General features: G+C 58.3%; 14 protein-coding genes. 9 read left to right on the top strand and 5 right to left on the bottom strand.

Translation table 11 applies throughout. The features are described from left to right. Positions 1–165: 165 nt before the first annotated feature. The 3 genes from sat to NW808_RS10925 form a co-directional block, all read right to left on the bottom strand. Complete coding sequence (sat, locus tag NW808_RS10935) at positions 166–1,344, bottom strand: sulfate adenylyltransferase (RefSeq protein WP_414395607.1); 1,179 nt, start codon at positions 1,342–1,344, stop codon at positions 166–168. A gap of 107 nt (positions 1,345–1,451) precedes the next feature. Beyond that, positions 1,452–1,802, bottom strand: a complete 351-nt coding sequence (locus NW808_RS10930; protein WP_414406043.1) for a hypothetical protein — start codon at positions 1,800–1,802, stop codon at positions 1,452–1,454. Between the two features lie 110 nt (positions 1,803–1,912). Then, complete coding sequence (locus NW808_RS10925; protein WP_414421202.1) at positions 1,913–2,695, bottom strand: ParA family protein; 783 nt, start codon at positions 2,693–2,695, stop codon at positions 1,913–1,915. 78 nt (positions 2,696–2,773) lie between these two features. Here NW808_RS10925 and NW808_RS10920 point away from each other — a divergent pair, with 78 nt between their 5' ends. From NW808_RS10920 to NW808_RS10905, 4 genes are all read left to right on the top strand, one after another. Then, complete coding sequence (locus NW808_RS10920; protein ID WP_414411735.1) at positions 2,774–4,060, top strand: glucose-1-phosphate adenylyltransferase; 1,287 nt, start codon at positions 2,774–2,776, stop codon at positions 4,058–4,060. A 126-nt stretch (positions 4,061–4,186) separates the two neighbouring features. Next, positions 4,187–5,959 (top strand): ABC1 kinase family protein, encoded by a 1,773-nt coding sequence (locus NW808_RS10915; protein WP_414395599.1) that lies wholly within the window; start codon positions 4,187–4,189, stop codon positions 5,957–5,959. 38 nt (positions 5,960–5,997) lie between these two features. After that, positions 5,998–6,372 (top strand): hypothetical protein, encoded by a 375-nt coding sequence (locus NW808_RS10910; protein WP_414406039.1) that lies wholly within the window; start codon positions 5,998–6,000, stop codon positions 6,370–6,372. A 116-nt stretch (positions 6,373–6,488) separates the two neighbouring features. Further along, complete coding sequence (locus tag NW808_RS10905) at positions 6,489–6,815, top strand: YggT family protein (RefSeq protein WP_414395595.1); 327 nt, start codon at positions 6,489–6,491, stop codon at positions 6,813–6,815. 109 nt (positions 6,816–6,924) lie between these two features. Here the strand turns inward: NW808_RS10905 and NW808_RS10900 are convergent, their stop codons facing one another. Continuing rightward, the gene (locus NW808_RS10900; protein WP_414421201.1) at positions 6,925–7,497 is read right to left on the bottom strand and encodes a Uma2 family endonuclease; all 573 of its coding nucleotides are present in this window, start codon (positions 7,495–7,497) and stop codon (positions 6,925–6,927) included. A 148-nt stretch (positions 7,498–7,645) separates the two neighbouring features. Between NW808_RS10900 and upp the strand changes: the two genes are divergently transcribed. After that, entirely contained in the window at positions 7,646–8,329 is a 684-nt protein-coding gene (gene upp / locus NW808_RS10895; RefSeq protein WP_414395589.1) for a uracil phosphoribosyltransferase, read from the top strand. A 365-nt stretch (positions 8,330–8,694) separates the two neighbouring features. Next, positions 8,695–9,402, top strand: a complete 708-nt coding sequence (locus NW808_RS10890) for a tetratricopeptide repeat protein (RefSeq protein WP_414421200.1) — start codon at positions 8,695–8,697, stop codon at positions 9,400–9,402. A gap of 405 nt (positions 9,403–9,807) precedes the next feature. Here the strand turns inward: NW808_RS10890 and NW808_RS10885 are convergent, their stop codons facing one another. Next, positions 9,808–10,293: a hypothetical protein gene (locus NW808_RS10885; protein WP_414421199.1), complete on the bottom strand. Its 486-nt coding sequence runs from the start codon at positions 10,291–10,293 to the stop codon at positions 9,808–9,810. Between the two features lie 683 nt (positions 10,294–10,976). Between NW808_RS10885 and NW808_RS10880 the strand changes: the two genes are divergently transcribed. From NW808_RS10880 to NW808_RS10870, 3 genes are read left to right on the top strand one after another with little or no spacing between them, the layout of a single operon-like run. Then, positions 10,977–11,264 carry a DUF2103 domain-containing protein gene (locus tag NW808_RS10880; RefSeq protein WP_414421198.1) on the top strand — a complete coding sequence of 96 codons (288 nt, stop codon included), beginning with the start codon at positions 10,977–10,979 and terminating at the stop codon, positions 11,262–11,264. An 11-nt stretch (positions 11,265–11,275) separates the two neighbouring features. Next, positions 11,276–12,676: a TIGR03279 family radical SAM protein gene (locus tag NW808_RS10875; RefSeq protein WP_414421197.1), complete on the top strand. Its 1,401-nt coding sequence runs from the start codon at positions 11,276–11,278 to the stop codon at positions 12,674–12,676. 4 nt (positions 12,677–12,680) lie between these two features. Then, positions 12,681–15,221 (top strand): UPF0182 family protein, encoded by a 2,541-nt coding sequence (locus NW808_RS10870; RefSeq protein WP_414421196.1) that lies wholly within the window; start codon positions 12,681–12,683, stop codon positions 15,219–15,221. Positions 15,222–15,292: the final 71 nt, after the last annotated feature.

Below are 15,292 nucleotides of genomic sequence, written 5' to 3'. Positions count from 1 at the left end.
CGGAAGGCTTAGGTGGGCAGCTTGCACCACCCTCCCCTCAGTGATAAACCCAAAATCGGCAACTGTCGATAGGCCAGGTCGTTAACCTCTGCAAAATCTGCCCCGTGCCTTCGAGCTCTCGGCTAGGTCCAGAATCCAGCGCCTGGGTGGTTTCCCACCAAGAGGCTAGGAGGAGCTGCGTTCTCGCATGGCCTCCACAAGGAGCTGGGCCACTTCGGGGCGGGAGAACTCCGGCGGCGGCACTTCGCCACGGCGCAGCATTTCCCGCACCTTGGTGCCCGAGAGGTGAATGCGCTGGTGGGGCTGGCTGGGACTGGTCTTGACCGTGGCCATGGTGCCCGTGACGGTGCAGTAGAAGGCGTGTTCAAACTTGAGGGGGATGATGCCCAGCTCCTCGGGCCGGAACTCGTCGAAAATGTGCTGGGCGTCATAGGGGCCGTAGTAGTTGCCTACCCCAGCGTGATCCCGGCCCACAATGAAATGGGTGCAGCCGTAGTTTTTGCGAACAAGGGCGTGGAAGATGGCTTCCCGCGGTCCTGCATAGCGCATGGCTGCAGGGTTAATGGCCAAGATCACCCGCTCTTTGGGGTAGTACTTTTCAATCAACACCTCATAGCAGCGCATGCGCACCTCGGCGGGAATGTCGTCGCTTTTGGTGGCTCCCACCAGCGGGTGGAGAAACAGGCCGTCCACAATTTCCAGAGCGCACTTCTGGATATACTCGTGGGCGCGATGGATGGGGTTGCGAGTCTGAAAACCGACAATCGTCTTCCACCCTCTTTCCCGAAACAGTTGCCGCGACTGAGCTGGATCAATCTGGTAGGCCGGAAAAAGGGGATGCGGATCCCGCTGCAGGAGCGTGACAGGGCCGGCTAGGTAAACGGATCCCTGTTCGTAGAGCACCTTCACCCCTGGGTGTTGTTCATCCGTAGTGCGGTAGACCTGCTGCGCCTCGCGGGTTTTGTCGTAGGTAAATTTCTCGGTCAGTTCCAACACGCCCAAAAGCTTGCCCTCAGCATTGGCTAGGGCCACGGTTTGCCCTTCCTTGAGCCCGGCAGCTATTTCCTCCGAAACTGGCAGCGTAATCGGCAGCGACCATGCCAGGCCGTTGGCCAAGTGCATTGTCTCCAAAACCGAATGGTAATCTTCCCGCCCCATAAAGCCCGTCAGCGGGCTGTAGCCCCCGATGGCAATCATCTCGAGATCCGATTGAGCCCGCTCGTCGAGGCGGATAACAGGGCAGTGTTGGGCCTTGGAGCGGAGCTCCTCCGCCTCCTCAGGCGAGGCAATGCGGTTAATTAGAGTACCTCCGTGGGGTGGAATGGCATCGCCAGAAACCGTCATCTTTGCCTGGGACGCAGTCATAGCGTAAAGACAGGGATCCCTAACCATACACCTCCCTTCCCCTGGGTGCAATACTCAACTGTTTGGGCAGGGGATCCCAGCTTGGCCTAGTCCAGCATGTAGGGGGGCATGTCTTCGTCGGTGGGGGACACATTGTCAAAGATAGGCCGATTGAGGATCTTCTTGGGTGCCTGCAGGGGGGAGGCAGAGGTTTGGGGCTTAACCGGCAGCGTGGCCTGCCCTTGGCGGCTTTGCAGTTCCTGGATGGTTTTGGCCCGCTCATCTGCCACTGCCTGGAGTTGGGCCAGTGCCTTTTGCAATTCGTCGCGGTGGGCTGTGACTTGCTCGAGTTGAGCCTGTAGGCTGGAGATTTTGTTTTGGTATTCCTGAAGCTGCCGTTGGGCCTCCGCCAACTGGCCTTTGAGGGCTTCGAGTTCCGACGTTTCTGCGGTAGACATTGCCGTTTCCTCACGTCCAGGGGTGGAGGGGGACTCTGACTTGACTTTGCGCCGGGCGGAGCGGCGGGGGGCTCCTCCCGCACGAGAAAACAAGCTACGCTCAGACCCAGTCACAGGAGCACCTCACGTTCAACAAACTGCAGCAGGCGCCCACACACGGCCGCCCCGGGCCGATAGTCCATGACTGTCAGGCCATAATCAAAAGCTGTGCGCAAGTCGCTACTATCTGGAATGGTAACGGGTGAGAGCACATCCGCAAAAATCTGTTGCGCTTGCACGTACAACTGTCCAGTGTGAGATCCCGACCAAATGCCGCCGGGCAGGTAGCGGTCGTCCAACATGGTCAGGACAGCGCGGGCCTGGCTCAGCTCGCCCTTGAGGGTCTCGATATAGCGCAGGGTCTCTTCTGTGCAGGAGAAGTCGGCGCGGTTGAGCCGTGTCGGGATCAACACCCGCTGGGCTGCCCGCAAAGCATTGGCGGTGAGGGCATTCAGCTCCCCTGGCGTGTCGAGAAAGATAAAGTCGTACTCCGACAGCAAGGGATCCAGTTGACGCTGGAGGAGGTTTTGGCCCGCCTCCCCGGCAGCCGCTAGCTGGGCTGCCACTTCGGCCATGGTGCGGTGGGAGGGCGCCACATCCACTCCCTTGTCGGTGCCATAGATGACTTCCTCCAGAGGCCGCTGGTGGTGAGGGTGGAGGCTAGCCCAAACGGTCTCCTCTGGGGGAAGGGATCCGGCCTCTTCGAGGTAAAAGCTGCTGGCGGTGGTTTGGGAGGTGAGATCGACTAGCAGAACGGCGTGGCCCCGCTGGGCCGTCAACTGGGCCGCGTGGACGCAGAGGGTGGACTTGCCAGTGCCGCCCTTGTTGTTGGTAAAGGCCAGGATGCGTGCCATCAGCTTCCCCAGGGCCTTTGCAGCCGCTTCCCCTCGCCGCGGTCTATGCTATTGGGTGTAACCTGGTGGAGAACCACCATGCGCGATGTACTGGCAATTATCCTAGGCGGTGGGCGGGGCACCCGCCTCTATCCTCTAACCAAGCGCCGCGCCAAGCCGGCTGTACCTCTAGCAGGCAAGTATCGCCTTATCGACGTTCCGGTTAGCAACTGTATCAATTCCGATATCGATAAGATCTACGTCCTCACGCAGTTCAACTCCGCCTCGCTAAACCGCCACATCATCAATACCTACCGCATGTCTCCCTTCACCGGCGGCTTTGTAGATATCCTAGCGGCCCAGCAAACCCCCGATAACCCCGACTGGTTCCAGGGCACGGCTGACGCCGTTCGCCAATATCTCTGGCTGATGGACTCCTGGAAGCCGCGTGACTTCCTCATCCTCTCCGGGGATCACCTCTACCGCATGGACTACCGCCCCTTTATTCATTATCACCGGCAAACTGGAGCGGATGTGACGCTGGCGGTGCTCCCCTGTGAAGAAAAAGTGGCCTCCAGCTTTGGCTTGCTCAAGATTGACGCCGAGGGGCGTGTGATCGATTTCAAGGAAAAGCCGCAAGGGGAGCTGCTAGAAGCCTGCCGAGTCGATACCCAAGTCCTCGGCCTCAGCCCAGAAGAGGCAAAAGCCAAGCCTTACATCGCTTCTATGGGCATTTATGTGTTCAAGCGGGAAGCTTTGATCGAGATGCTGCAGGTGAAGGAGCACACCGACTTCGGCAAAGAAGTGCTGCCGGCAGCCATCGGCAAGTACCACCTGCAGGCCTACCCCTTCAAGGGCTACTGGGAGGACATCGGCACCATCGAGGCCTTCTATCGGGCCAACCTGGCTTTGGTGCAGCAGCCCAACCCGCCCTTCAGCTTCTTCGACAGGGACATGCCCATCTACACCCGCCCGCGCTTTTTGCCTCCCAACAAGATCCTCGACTCCCACATTGTCAACTCCATGATTGCCGACGGCTGCATCATCAAAAACGCCCAAATTCGCAACTCCATCATCGGCATTCGCAGCCGCATAGAGGCCAATGCCGTTATCGAAAACACCCTGGTCATGGGGGCCGACTACTACGAGTCGGCAGAAGAGCGGCAGGCCAAGCTGGAGGCCGGGATCCCGCCGGTGGGCATCGGGCCCAACTCCCACATTGCCAACGCCATTGTGGACAAGAACGCCCGCATTGGCCGCAACGTCCGCATCATCAACAAAGATCACGTCACCGAAGCCCAGCGGGAAGAGGAAGGAATCTGGATTAGCAACGGCATTGTCACCATCATCAAGGACTCGGTGATCCCGGACAACACCGTCATCTAAGCAAGGTCGTGACTCCAGCGGGCTGAGGCTAAAGAGGTGCTGTTAAAGAAAGTGAAGAAAAATCAGGTAACTTTTGCCATTACGATAGGTATTGCTCGTTTAAGACGACTGTGAGATCCCTGGAGCGTGCCTAACCAGATTGTCTCTGTTGCTGACCTAGAAGTTTACGATCCGCAGGTTATTGCCCGTTACTACCGCTGGCGTCTGCCCCAAGTGGTGGCGCGGGCACTGGCCATCCTTGGCCCTCTCTTGTGGTTTGTTCTCTGCCTGCGCTGGGATCAGCTCTGGGGGCAGGGCAATCGCAAGGTGCCCCAGCGTGCGGCGCAGCTGCGCAAACTGCTCACCGACCTGGGGCCGACGTTCATCAAGGTAGGGCAGGCCCTCTCCACCCGGCCCGACTTGGTGCGCAAAGACTACTTGGAGGAGCTGACCAAGCTGCAGGATCAACTGCCCAGCTTTCCTTCAGAGGAGGCGTTTGCCTGCATTGAGGCGGAGCTGGGCCGTCCAATTACCGAGATTTACGCCCAGATCTCGCCCGAGCCGGTGGCTGCGGCCAGCCTGGGCCAGGTTTACAAGGCGCAGTTGCACAGCGGCGAATGGGTAGCGGTCAAGGTGCAGCGGCCTCACCTGCGGGAGCGGCTAAGCCTGGATCTCTACCTCATCCGCTGGGCCTCCACCTGGCTGGGCCCTTGGTTGCCCCTCAACCTGGGCAACACCTTGACAGCGGTGGTGGATGAGTTTGGCCGCAAGCTCTTTGAGGAGATTGACTACCTCCAGGAAGGACGGAACTGCGAGCGCTTTGCTGAATACTTTCGCGACGATCCCGATGTGTATGTGCCGCGCATCTTCTGGGCCTACAGCACCCGCCGCGTGTTGACCCTGGAGTGGATTGACGGCATCAAGCTCACCGATGTGGAGCGCATTCGGGCCGCCAACTTGGAGGTGAAACGATTGGTGCGCATCGGTGTGGTAGCCGGCCTAAAGCAGTTGCTGGAATACGGCTTTTTCCACGCCGATCCCCACCCGGGCAACCTGTTTGCCCTGCCGGATGGCCGCCTGGCCTACATCGACTTCGGCATGATGGACCAGCTCACCGACCAGATGAAGGAGTACCTGGTGGATGCGCTGGTCCACCTGGTGGATCGCGACTACAACGCCCTGATTGACGATTTCATTCACCTGGGCTTTTTACAGCCGGATGTAGATCGGCAAGAGCTGCTCCCTGCTCTAGAAACGGTGTTGGCGGATGTGCTGAGGCAGGAGGTGGCTAACTTCAACTTCAAAACCGCCACCGACCAGTTCTCCGATTTGATGTACCGCTACCCCTTCCAGGTGCCCTCCCACTTTGCCTTGGTGATCCGCTCTTTGGTTACCCAGGAGGGGGTGGCCCTCAGTCTCTATCCGCAGTTTCGCATCGTCGGCGTGGCCTATCCCTACGTGGCCAAGCGCCTGCTGACCGATGAATCCCCTCGTATTCGCCAGCGGCTGTTGCAAGTGCTGATTAAGGATGGCAAGTTCCGCTGGAACCGCCTGGAGAACTTGCTTCAAGTTGCCCGCAGCGATGGTGGGCTGGATTGGATCCCTGCTGCCCGCATGGGCTTGCGCTATCTCATGTCGGAGGAAGCACGGGAGCTGCGCCGCCAGCTAATCCTCTCGCTTACAGAAGATGATCGCCTGCACTTCGAGGAGTTGCAGCGGCTGTGGCGGGTAGTCAGCCCTGACTTGTCACTAGCTCACCTTTGGCAAGCCGCTCTAGCCTCCTTGCCCTTGACCAACAGACTGGAGGCCATCTTGGCCGGGTTGAGGGAGCAGATGCAAGATTACCTGGAAAATTTGAGCCAATGGCGACTCCCCCAGCTCTGGCCTCGTTTGCTGGCAGGGGCGGGGCAAGAGAGCTAGAACGGAAGAAGGGAGACTCAATTGACTGGGACGCAAGCGTGGCAGATCGGCAGAGTGATTTCATTGCTGGTGTGGTAACGGGGGCTGTGGTGGGAGGGATCCTCGGCGGGATCCTTGGGCTTGTGCTCGCCCCCAAGCTAGGTAAGGAATCCGCTGAAGGTCAAGGCCGGGATCCCGAGCGCCTCGACGGCACCGCCACTAGCCCTGAATGCCCCCGCTCTCGAGGGCTGGGGAAAGCAACGGAGTCCAGCTTGAGGAGCTGGAGGGAGTGGGAGCAGGAGGCAGAACGGATTGCCCAGGTTCGCCGCACCCTCGAAGCCAAAATTGCCGAGCTCAACGAGGCCATTCAGGCCACGCGGGCCCAATTGCTCATCAAGGAAACCTCCTCCCAAGCCGTGGAGGAAAAGTCTTGAGCAAAGGATCCCTGCCCATGCCAAACTAGAGGCGGCAGAGGTTCTGCCGGCGCTACCCTAAGCCGACTGCTCTGCCGATAAGCTGTGGATGAGTCCTTTCCCCCTTTTCCAGTCATATGCTTAGCCACGTGTTGTCCTCTCTTGCTGGCCTAGACGACCTCCCTCTGGGGTCGGTCTACAGCGGTGCAGTCTCTTTGCTGTTTCGCTCCCTTTACCAGTTCATCGTCATCTACAACGCCCTGCTGATCGTGCGGATTTTGCTAAGCTGGTTCCCGCAACTGAACTGGTCTAACCCTCTCCTGTCGGTGCTTAGCCAGCTTACGGATCCCTATCTCAACCTCTTCCGCGGCATTATTCCCCCCATCGGCGGCTTGGACTTCTCCCCCTGGTTGGCCTTCCTCTTGCTGAGTTTTGCCCTACAGGTGGTGGGCCAGTTTGCCTAGTTGCTGGGCCAGCAAGGCGCTGGGCTTTCTCGGGCTCATCCAGTTCTTGCATTTCCCGCCCGATAGGTGCCAGCACGCTTGGGGTTGCCGACGCCCATGGGCAGGCCAGTCATTCCCAGATTAAGGTGAGATCGGCAACGAAGCCGGGGAGGACGGGATCCCCTTCTAGGGAGGTGGGCCGCTCTAGAACCTGAACAGGCTGGCCTGGACGGTAGACGTAGACCCTTTGGCTTTCCGGGTCAATCAGCCAGCCCAGTTGGGAGCCGTTTTCGAGGTACTCCTGCAGCTTGGCCTGCAAAGTGGCCAGGTCATCACTCGGGGAGCGCAGTTCCAGGACAAAGTCTGGACAAAGGGGTGCAAAGCGGCGCTGCTGCTCTGGAGTCAGCTGCTGCCAGCGCTCCCTGGCAACCCAGGCGGCATCAGGAGAGCGAATGGCCCCGTTGGGCAGGGCAAAACCCGTGGAGGAGTCGAATACAAGTCCCAAGTTTGTGCGTCGGTTCCACTGCCAGAGCTGACCCAGCAGGTCGGCACTGCGAAGTCCGCTCTCACTGCCGACGGGGGCCATGGCCACTAGCTCCCCTTGGGCAGTGCGCTCCAAGCGCAGCTCAGGATTCTGCCGACAGAGCTGTTCAAAAACTTCATCCGTCAACTCCAGGCTGGGCCGCAAGTTGAGGGAGATCATCCCGTCCCACTAGCGCGAGCAGAAGATTTGAGGAGGCGCTGGCGCTATTGTAACTAAACGCGGCGAGGAAGCCAGAGGAAAAGCTGGCAGCTAGGGAACGGCGGGGAAGGCTAAGAAGAAGGCTTGCCTCCTACCCCTGCAAGCCGCTATGCTACCGCCCAGGTTGAGGCATCCTCCGGTGGCAAGTCAGCAACTGCGGGTTTACGTCCCTCCCCATCCCCTCATCAAGCACTGGCTAGCCGTGGCCCGCGATAGAGAGACCCCCATGCCTCTTTTTCGCACGGCTTTGGTGGAGTTAGGCCGCTGGCTGACCTACGAGGCGATGCGGGAGTGGATCCCGACCCAAGCGGTGCAGGTGCAAACTCCTCTGGAAGCTGCGGCAGCAGAAGTTATCGCCCCCAACACGCCGCTAGCCATCGTGCCCATTTTGCGGGCTGGCCTGGCCATGCTGGAAGGCTGTCAGGCCCTCTTGCCCCAGGCACGGATTTTTCATGTGGGCTTGGTGCGGGACGAGGAGACGCTGCAGGTGAGTTGTTACCTCAATCGCCTGCCGGAGCGGATTCCAGATCAGATGCGCATTCTCATCCCTGAGCCAATGTTGGCCACGGGGGGTACCTTGCTGTGGGTTTTGGATGAGCTGAAAAAACGGGGAGCGGATCCCAGCTTGGTGAGGATTGTCAGCGTCTTGGCCGCGCCGCCAGGGCTGCAGCGACTGGGATCCCATTACCCAATGGTGCAAGTTTTCTGCGCCATGATCGACGAGCGGCTAAACGACCGGGGGTTTATCCTGCCCGGGCTAGGGGATGCTGGGGATCGCGCTTTTGGCACTTGAGTTCCGTTGCTGCTTGCCCAAGAGGTTCCGATTTGAGGACTGAACAGCTCCGGAGTTGGCAGCGGCCACGGGGATCCCTTTGTGAAGAACCAGAACGGGCGCAACAGCGTGAGTACAGCGAGATTTGATCTAGCCACCCTAAAGGCAGCCCTTGCCCACCAGGAGGCCCCAGCCAGCCCTTCGCACTGGTATCTCAATCTGGCCTTTTTCGCTGGATCGAGTGGAAAGTCGTGCTTCCCAGTCCAATTGCGGATAGTCTCTGGAGTGAGGCCTTTCGCCTTGGTGGGCCTGGGATCCAGTTCGCTTCCTTTCCCGGCCGTGAGGGGTGGAACAAGTGGTGTTGAGGTGGCTGGAGGAAACCGATCATGGTGAGGAATAAGCAACAAACCAGTGGACAGGCTGCACCCTGGGGCCTGAGTTCAGTAGTATGCCTGCTGGGTTTGGCGGTGGGTCTGCCTGCCTATGCGCAGCCGCCTATGAATTTGCTCACCGGCGAGCCAACGGTGGCCCAACTCAAGGAAGATGCAGCTCGTTACCTGCAGATGGGCTTTTACACCCTAGCCATCAACGCCTACCGGGCCGCCCTTGAACTGGAAGACAAAGCCCAAGTGCTTCCCAGCGAGCGGGATCCTGACGTGCCCTTTAACCTCGGCTTGATCTACACCCGCCAAGGCAAGCTGGCAGAGGCACGAGCCGCCTTTCAACGCTCAGTGGAGGTGGATCCCACTAGCTTTAAGGCCCGCTACCAGTTGGCGCTGGTGGATCTTAAGTTAGGGAACCTGGTGGCGGCCAAGGAGCAGCTTACCCTCTTGGCCCATGCTGCCCGCAGCAACCCCGAAACCTACAGCCACATTCAATCCCTGCTGGCCCCCTTGGAGTCGATCCCTCTGCCTGGCCAACAGACCAACGACCTCCCTTCTCCTCTAGCCGTCGATTCGGAAGCAGGCAAACTTTCGCCCGAACCCGAGAAAAACAAAGCAGCTCCTCTGCCGGTAGCAACCCCAGAAAAGCAGTCGGAAGAGGAGAAGCCTCTTTCTGCCCTGCAGCGGCTGCGCCGGGAGGAGAGGGACTAGATCCCTTTCTGTCGGCAAGCGGTTGGGGACAGACAGCTACGGCTTGGGAAGAAGAGCCAGCCGTACTCAGAGAACTGTTGGGACGGCAGCTTTCCCCAGCCTGCCTGATACTCAGGGCAGGGTTAAAGCAGCAGTAGAATCCCCCTGGTATTGATCCTAGGCCGGCAGGAGGAGCAAAATCTTGGAGTCCTGATCCTCAGACGAGCTTTTTGGCGGCAAAACCAGATCTTGCCATTCCCGGAAGCTAAGGCCAAGCCGAACCATTTCATTGATTTCGTGTCTGTAGCCTTCCAATCTTCTGTGCAATTCAATCATGGACTGGGCAGCCGCTATAACTTGATTAGCTCGAGACATCAAACCGAGGATGACTTCTCTCCGAGCGCCAGTGTTCCACGGCATGCGATCCTATAACGTCCATTCTACTCCAACCAAAGATGGGGCAACGAGGGCAAGGATAGCATTCCTAGATCTTAGCGGTATGCTATCAGTCCAGGATTCAATGCTACATGTGTTGAAAATAGCCGTGCGTATATGTTCATCAAACAGCTTATCTACATTTGACTCAGCCGTTACATACTTAAGAATTTCCAAAATGCTTGACAGTCTAACTCCTTGGCAGGCACTGTGAAGATATCCTGAAGGATCTTCAAAAAGAAGCTTGACGTACTTCCTAATACGAGGTTTCAGAATCTCCTCGGCCTCAGCCAAGCGCTTAAGAGCCATCTCGTGCTCTTCAAGCTCTAAGTAACACTTAGTCTCTGTAACATAGATTAAAGATAGGATTAAGATGTACTCACGGGACAAAATACAGTTACCTTCATTCCAGTCAGAATCCCAAGCAGCTTGATAATAGTGCTCAGCCTCAAGTAAGGGTTGAATGACCTCGCTCACCAGCCGCCTCCTGCCGGACGAAGAAGACATCTTTAGAGCTATCTCTGCAACTTCAATCGCAGACTTAGTTTTAGCAAAGATCGATCTGTCTATTTTGTTCCTGATTTCAGAGATGGAGGCCTAAAGATTTTGGATCCGTGAATCAATTTGATTAAGCTTGGAGATAACGACTGCAAAGCCTATGGCAGACAAACCCAAGTTAGCTAGATCAAGAGCGGTGTTGAATTGAGTCAAGCCTAAGATGGTATTCAGTGTATTCCCTATATCGATTAATTTTAGGTTAATTTGTCCCAACTGAATGTTGGCAATAATCCCGTTGGCAATGTCCAACTCGGGAATTCATTTACCAATGCTATCTGCAAGTGTCAGGCCTCCAGTTTCTCTCAGCCAGGCTACCACCCGCTTAGAAGCCACTTCTCTCACAACACCGCCTATGCGCTCATAGGTGCCATCTTGCAGGCCTTTCAGGATGGCTTCGGGAATGTCTAGGATGACTTGCTCAGCAAATAAATCAGCAGCTCCTTGTCCTTGGTGCCATCAGACTAGCACAGAGAAAACCTTCTGAAAGTACTTGTACTTAAAAGTTTGCTAAAGCTTGAGGGAGGCCAGTCTCTTTGTTCTCAGTCGCAAAGGCGAGAGTCTATCATGGAAGTCTAGCCTCTCCTTACCGTTAGTCTGCCACTATGTCTGAGCCTCCTGGTCGCTTAGTTTGGAACCATTCCACTCACATCTCTGGCTTGATCCCTGTTTTGGAGCGCTTGACTCGACAACCAGGCATTAAAACTGTAACGCCAGGTGCCTTATCTTGCGCTCGCGGGCGGATCCCGAAGTTACAGCTGCGGGTTTCTATTCCCATTCGAGGGGGGTACAAGTTAGTTGCCCGCAAGGGCAGCAGCGTGCAAGAGGTCTTTGTGGTTACCGACCTCAGCCAGTCGGAGCTGGAAGCAGCGATTCGCCGCTGTTTAGAGTAGGTTTGAGTTTCTTGACAACGCAGCCCCGCCTTGGGTGCACTATGTCCCGCGCTAGCGTCAAGCCCGCCCGCATTAGCGCCGTCCTGCCCGGATCCCTGGCGGCAAAGGCAGGCATTCAACCGGGGGAGGCGCTGGTGAGCATCAATGGCGAGCGGCCCCGCGACCTCATTGACTATCGCTTCCTCATTGCCGAGGAATATCTCTGCCTGGAGATCCTGGACAGCCAAGGGATCCGGCGCACGGTTGAGCTGGAAAAAGACGTTGACGAGGATCTGGGGCTGGAGTTTGAGACGGCTTTGTTCGATGGCCTCATCCAATGCAACAACGCCTGCCCCTTTTGCTTTATCGACCAACAGCCCCCTGAGATGCGGGCAACCTTGCATCTCAAAGACGACGACTACCGCCTCAGCTTTCTCTACGGCAGCTACCTCACCCTCACCAACCTGACCGCTCCCGAGTGGGATCGCATCGCCCGCCTGCGCCTTTCTCCTCTCTATGTCTCTGTGCATGCCACCGAGCCGGAGCTGCGCAGCCGCCTGCTCAAAAACCCCCGCGCCGGCCTCATCCTGGAGCAGTTGGCCTGGTTTCGCCAACACCGCCTGCAACTGCATGCCCAGGTGGTGGTCTGCCCAGGCTGGAACGATGGGGAGCACCTCACCCGCACGCTCTTGGATCTAGCCGCTTTTCGTCGGCCAGAAGAAGGGATCCCAACTGTCCTCTCGGCGGCGGTGGTGCCAGTGGGGCTGACCCGCTTTCGCCCCCCCAATGATGAGCTGATCCCGGTGGATGCTGCCAAGGCGGCGGAGGTGATCGATCAGGTGGAAGCGCTACAGGCGCAGTTTCGGCAAGAGTTGGGATCCACCTTTGCCTGGCTAGCTGATGAGTGGTATCTGCTGGCGGGGCGGGAATTGCCGCCGGAAAAACACTACGAAGATTACCCCCAACTGGGCAATGGGGTGGGATCCCTGCGGCTTTTTCTCAGCCAATTCGAGCAGCTCAAACTGCCGCTGGAGATCCCTGCTCCTCTCAAATTGCTTTGGGTGGTGGGCAACGCAGTGGAGCGAGCCTTCCAGCCTGTGGTAGAGCGGATGAACCGCATCCACAGGTTGCAGTTGCATCTTTTTCCCCTTGCCAGCCAATTCTGGGGACAAACCCTGACGGTAACCGGGCTGCTGACAGGGCAGGACATCCTCAACGCTTTGAAATCGGTTGAGAACCTGGCAAGTTACGACGGCCTGCTTCTGCCCCAGATTACCCTCAAGGATGGGGAGCGCTTCCTAGATGACCTCACCTGGCAAGACCTACAAGCCCAGGCTGGGATCCCGGTGGTGCGGGTGGATGGTGGTCCAGCGGGCTTGTTGGAGGCGGTGCAGCAGCTAGGATCGAGGGCAAGTTTGGACAGGACGCCATGAGGCCATGCAATGGCTGCGGCAAGGCGTGCTCCTGCTGCTCTGGGCGGGGCTAGGGATTCTGGCCATTACGGCCTTGGCCTCTTTCTACGTCGATCTGGCCTGGTTTGCCGAACTGAACGCCCTGCCAGTGCTCTGGACACGGGTATTTGCCCGCTGGGGGCTGGGCCTAGGCGCCTTTGTCTTTGCCCTGGCAGTGGTAGGAGTCAACATCCGCGCCTGCTGGCGGGGAGCAGACCCAGCCTGGGCCTGGGCCATTGCGCTGGGCCTGAGCGGCTGCTTGGCCTGGTTTCTTTCCCAGCACTGGTTTACGCTGCTGCTTTGGCTGCACCAAGTGCCTGTGGGAGAGTCGGATCCAATCTTTAACCGCGATCTGGGCTTTTTTCTTTTCAGCTTGCCCTTTTGGGAGAAGCTCCAGCACTGGTGCTTCAACCTGGTGCTATTGACCTTGGTTGCCGTTGCTCTCATCTACTTTGTGGAGCTGGGACTCTCGGAACAGCGGCTGACGCTGGCCCTTTCCCTGTTTGCCCAGCGGCACTTGCTCATCCTGGGGGGAGCTCTGTTTTTGCTTCGGGCCTGGGGCCATTGGCTGGAGCGCTACAAATTACTCTATTCCACCCGCGGCGTGGTTTTTGGAGCCGGCTTTACCGATGTGCACGCCACTTTGCCAGCTACCACTTTGATGAGTGGGGTGGCTTTCCTAACCGCCCTTGGCTTCTGGGCCTTGGCCCGCCAAGGGATCCGCCTCAACCTTCCCTTGCTCAAATCCTGGTGCCCCCCCTGGGGCAGCTCCCTACTGGCGCCAGCTCTGCTGTGGGGAGCCTACCTGGGGTTCGGGCTACTGACTACCCGGCTTTACCCCCACTTGGTGCAGACCTTCTTGGTTACCCCCAACGAGCTGGAGCTGGAACGCCCCTACCTCGAGCACAACATCCGTTTTACCCGCGCCGGCTTTGGCTTAACCCAGGTGGAGGTCAAGCCCTTCCCGGAGGAGGGATCCCTTACCTGGGAGATCCTGCAGCAAAATCAATCTACCCTGAGCAACGTGCGCCTTTGGGATGCGGAGCCCTTGTTGGCCACCTACCGCCAGCTCCAGGAGATCCGCCCCTACTACCAGTTTCCCTATGTGGATGTGGATCGCTACCGCATAGGGGGAGAGCTGCGCCAAGTCATGCATGCAGCACGCGAGCTGGACTTTGCCCAGGTACCCCCCGCGGCCCAAACTTGGGTTAACCGGCGCTTTTTCTACACCCACGGCTATGGCCTCACCCTCAGCCCAGTTAACGTGGTTACTCCGGAGGGGCTGCCAGACTTTTTTCTAGCGGATATCCCACCGCGGATTTCCCCGCGCTACCCGGAGGTAGCGGAGGTGCTGCAGGTGGATCAGCCGGCCCTCTACTACGGCGAGCTAACCACCACTGAGGTGTTTGTCGGCGCAGAGGCAAGGGAGCTGGACTACCCTGCTGCCGACCACTACGTCTACAGCAGCTACCGCGGCACAGGGGGTGTCCCCATTCCTTACCTTTGGCAGCGCTTTCTCTATGCCTGGCACTTCCGGGATCTGCGCATTCTCCTCAGCCGTGAGCTTTCCCCCAACACCCGCTTTCTCTACCGCCGCCAAATCCGCGAGCGGGTGCGCCAGGTGATGCCCTTTTTGCTCTACGACCAGGATCCCTACCTGGTGATTCAAGGCGGTAAGCTCTACTGGTTTTTCGACGCCTACACCACCAGCAGCCACTACCCCTACTCCGAGTACCTGCCTGACTTTCCCTTCAACTACATCCGCAACTCCGTCAAGGCGGTGCTGGATGCCTACAACGGCAGCATCAACTGGTACATAGCTGACCCTCAGGATCCTCTCATCCAAGCCTACGCCCGCATCTACCCCACGCTGTTCAAGCCCCTGGAGGCCATGCCGGAGCCGCTGCGGCAGCACATCCGCTACCCCCAGGATCTCTTCCGAGTGCAGGCCCAGCAATTTGCCACCTACCACATGACAGATCCTCGCCTTTTCTACAACCGGGAAGACCAGTGGCAGATCCCCAACCAATTCCGCAAGGGACGGCGCCTCCCTATGCAGCCCCAGTACCTCATCCTCACCTTGCCGGAGGAGCGGCAAAAGGGATCCCCCAACGAACCTGAGTTTGTCTTGCTCTCTCCCTTCACCCCCCTCAACAAGCAAAACATGGTGGCTTGGATGGCCGCCCGCTGCGATGGGGAAAACTACGGCAAGTTGCTGGTGTACGAGTTTTCCAAGCAGCGTCTCATCTACGGCCCGGAGCAGGTGGAGGCGCGGGTGAACCAGGATCCCGCCATTTCCGAGCAAATTGCCCTCTGGAATGAACATGGGTCGCGGGTTAGCCTGGGTACCCTGCTGGTTATCCCCATCGAGACCTCCCTTCTCTATGTCCAGCCTCTCTACCTGGAGGCGGAACAGGGCCGCCTGCCTCAGCTTACCCGGGTCATCGCCGCCTACGAAGACCGGGTGGTCATGGAGCCAACCCTCGCCCAGGCTCTAGAAGCCCTCTTCTCCCCCACTCTCCGCTAAGCCAGGATTTACTGAGGGAGAGTTGACAGAACTTAACGGTTGGATTAAGGTTAGGTTGTCCATCTTCGCAC

The organism is Synechococcus sp. W70.1 (assembly GCF_047461515.1).
Taxonomy (GTDB): Bacteria; Cyanobacteriota; Cyanobacteriia; order Thermostichales; family Thermostichaceae; genus Thermostichus.
The sequence above is the reverse complement of the archived record's forward strand: the minus strand, read 5'-3'. Positions and strand labels throughout refer to the sequence as shown.

Excerpts from the sequence above, each read along its gene's own strand:
- sat (WP_414395607.1), bottom strand. The coding sequence starts at position 1,344 with ATGACGGTTTCTGGCGATGCCATTCCACCCCACGGAGGTACTCTAATT.
- NW808_RS10930 (WP_414406043.1), bottom strand. The coding sequence starts at position 1,802 with ATGTCTACCGCAGAAACGTCGGAACTCGAAGCCCTCAAAGGCCAGTTG.
- NW808_RS10925 (WP_414421202.1), bottom strand. The coding sequence starts at position 2,695 with ATGGCACGCATCCTGGCCTTTACCAACAACAAGGGCGGCACTGGCAAG.
- NW808_RS10920 (WP_414411735.1), top strand. The coding sequence starts at position 2,774 with ATGCGCGATGTACTGGCAATTATCCTAGGCGGTGGGCGGGGCACCCGC.
- NW808_RS10905 (WP_414395595.1), top strand. The coding sequence starts at position 6,489 with ATGCTTAGCCACGTGTTGTCCTCTCTTGCTGGCCTAGACGACCTCCCT.
- NW808_RS10900 (WP_414421201.1), bottom strand. The coding sequence starts at position 7,497 with ATGATCTCCCTCAACTTGCGGCCCAGCCTGGAGTTGACGGATGAAGTT.
- upp (WP_414395589.1), top strand. The coding sequence starts at position 7,646 with ATGCTACCGCCCAGGTTGAGGCATCCTCCGGTGGCAAGTCAGCAACTG.
- NW808_RS10890 (WP_414421200.1), top strand. The coding sequence starts at position 8,695 with ATGGTGAGGAATAAGCAACAAACCAGTGGACAGGCTGCACCCTGGGGC.
- NW808_RS10880 (WP_414421198.1), top strand. The coding sequence starts at position 10,977 with ATGTCTGAGCCTCCTGGTCGCTTAGTTTGGAACCATTCCACTCACATC.
- NW808_RS10870 (WP_414421196.1), top strand. The coding sequence starts at position 12,681 with ATGCAATGGCTGCGGCAAGGCGTGCTCCTGCTGCTCTGGGCGGGGCTA.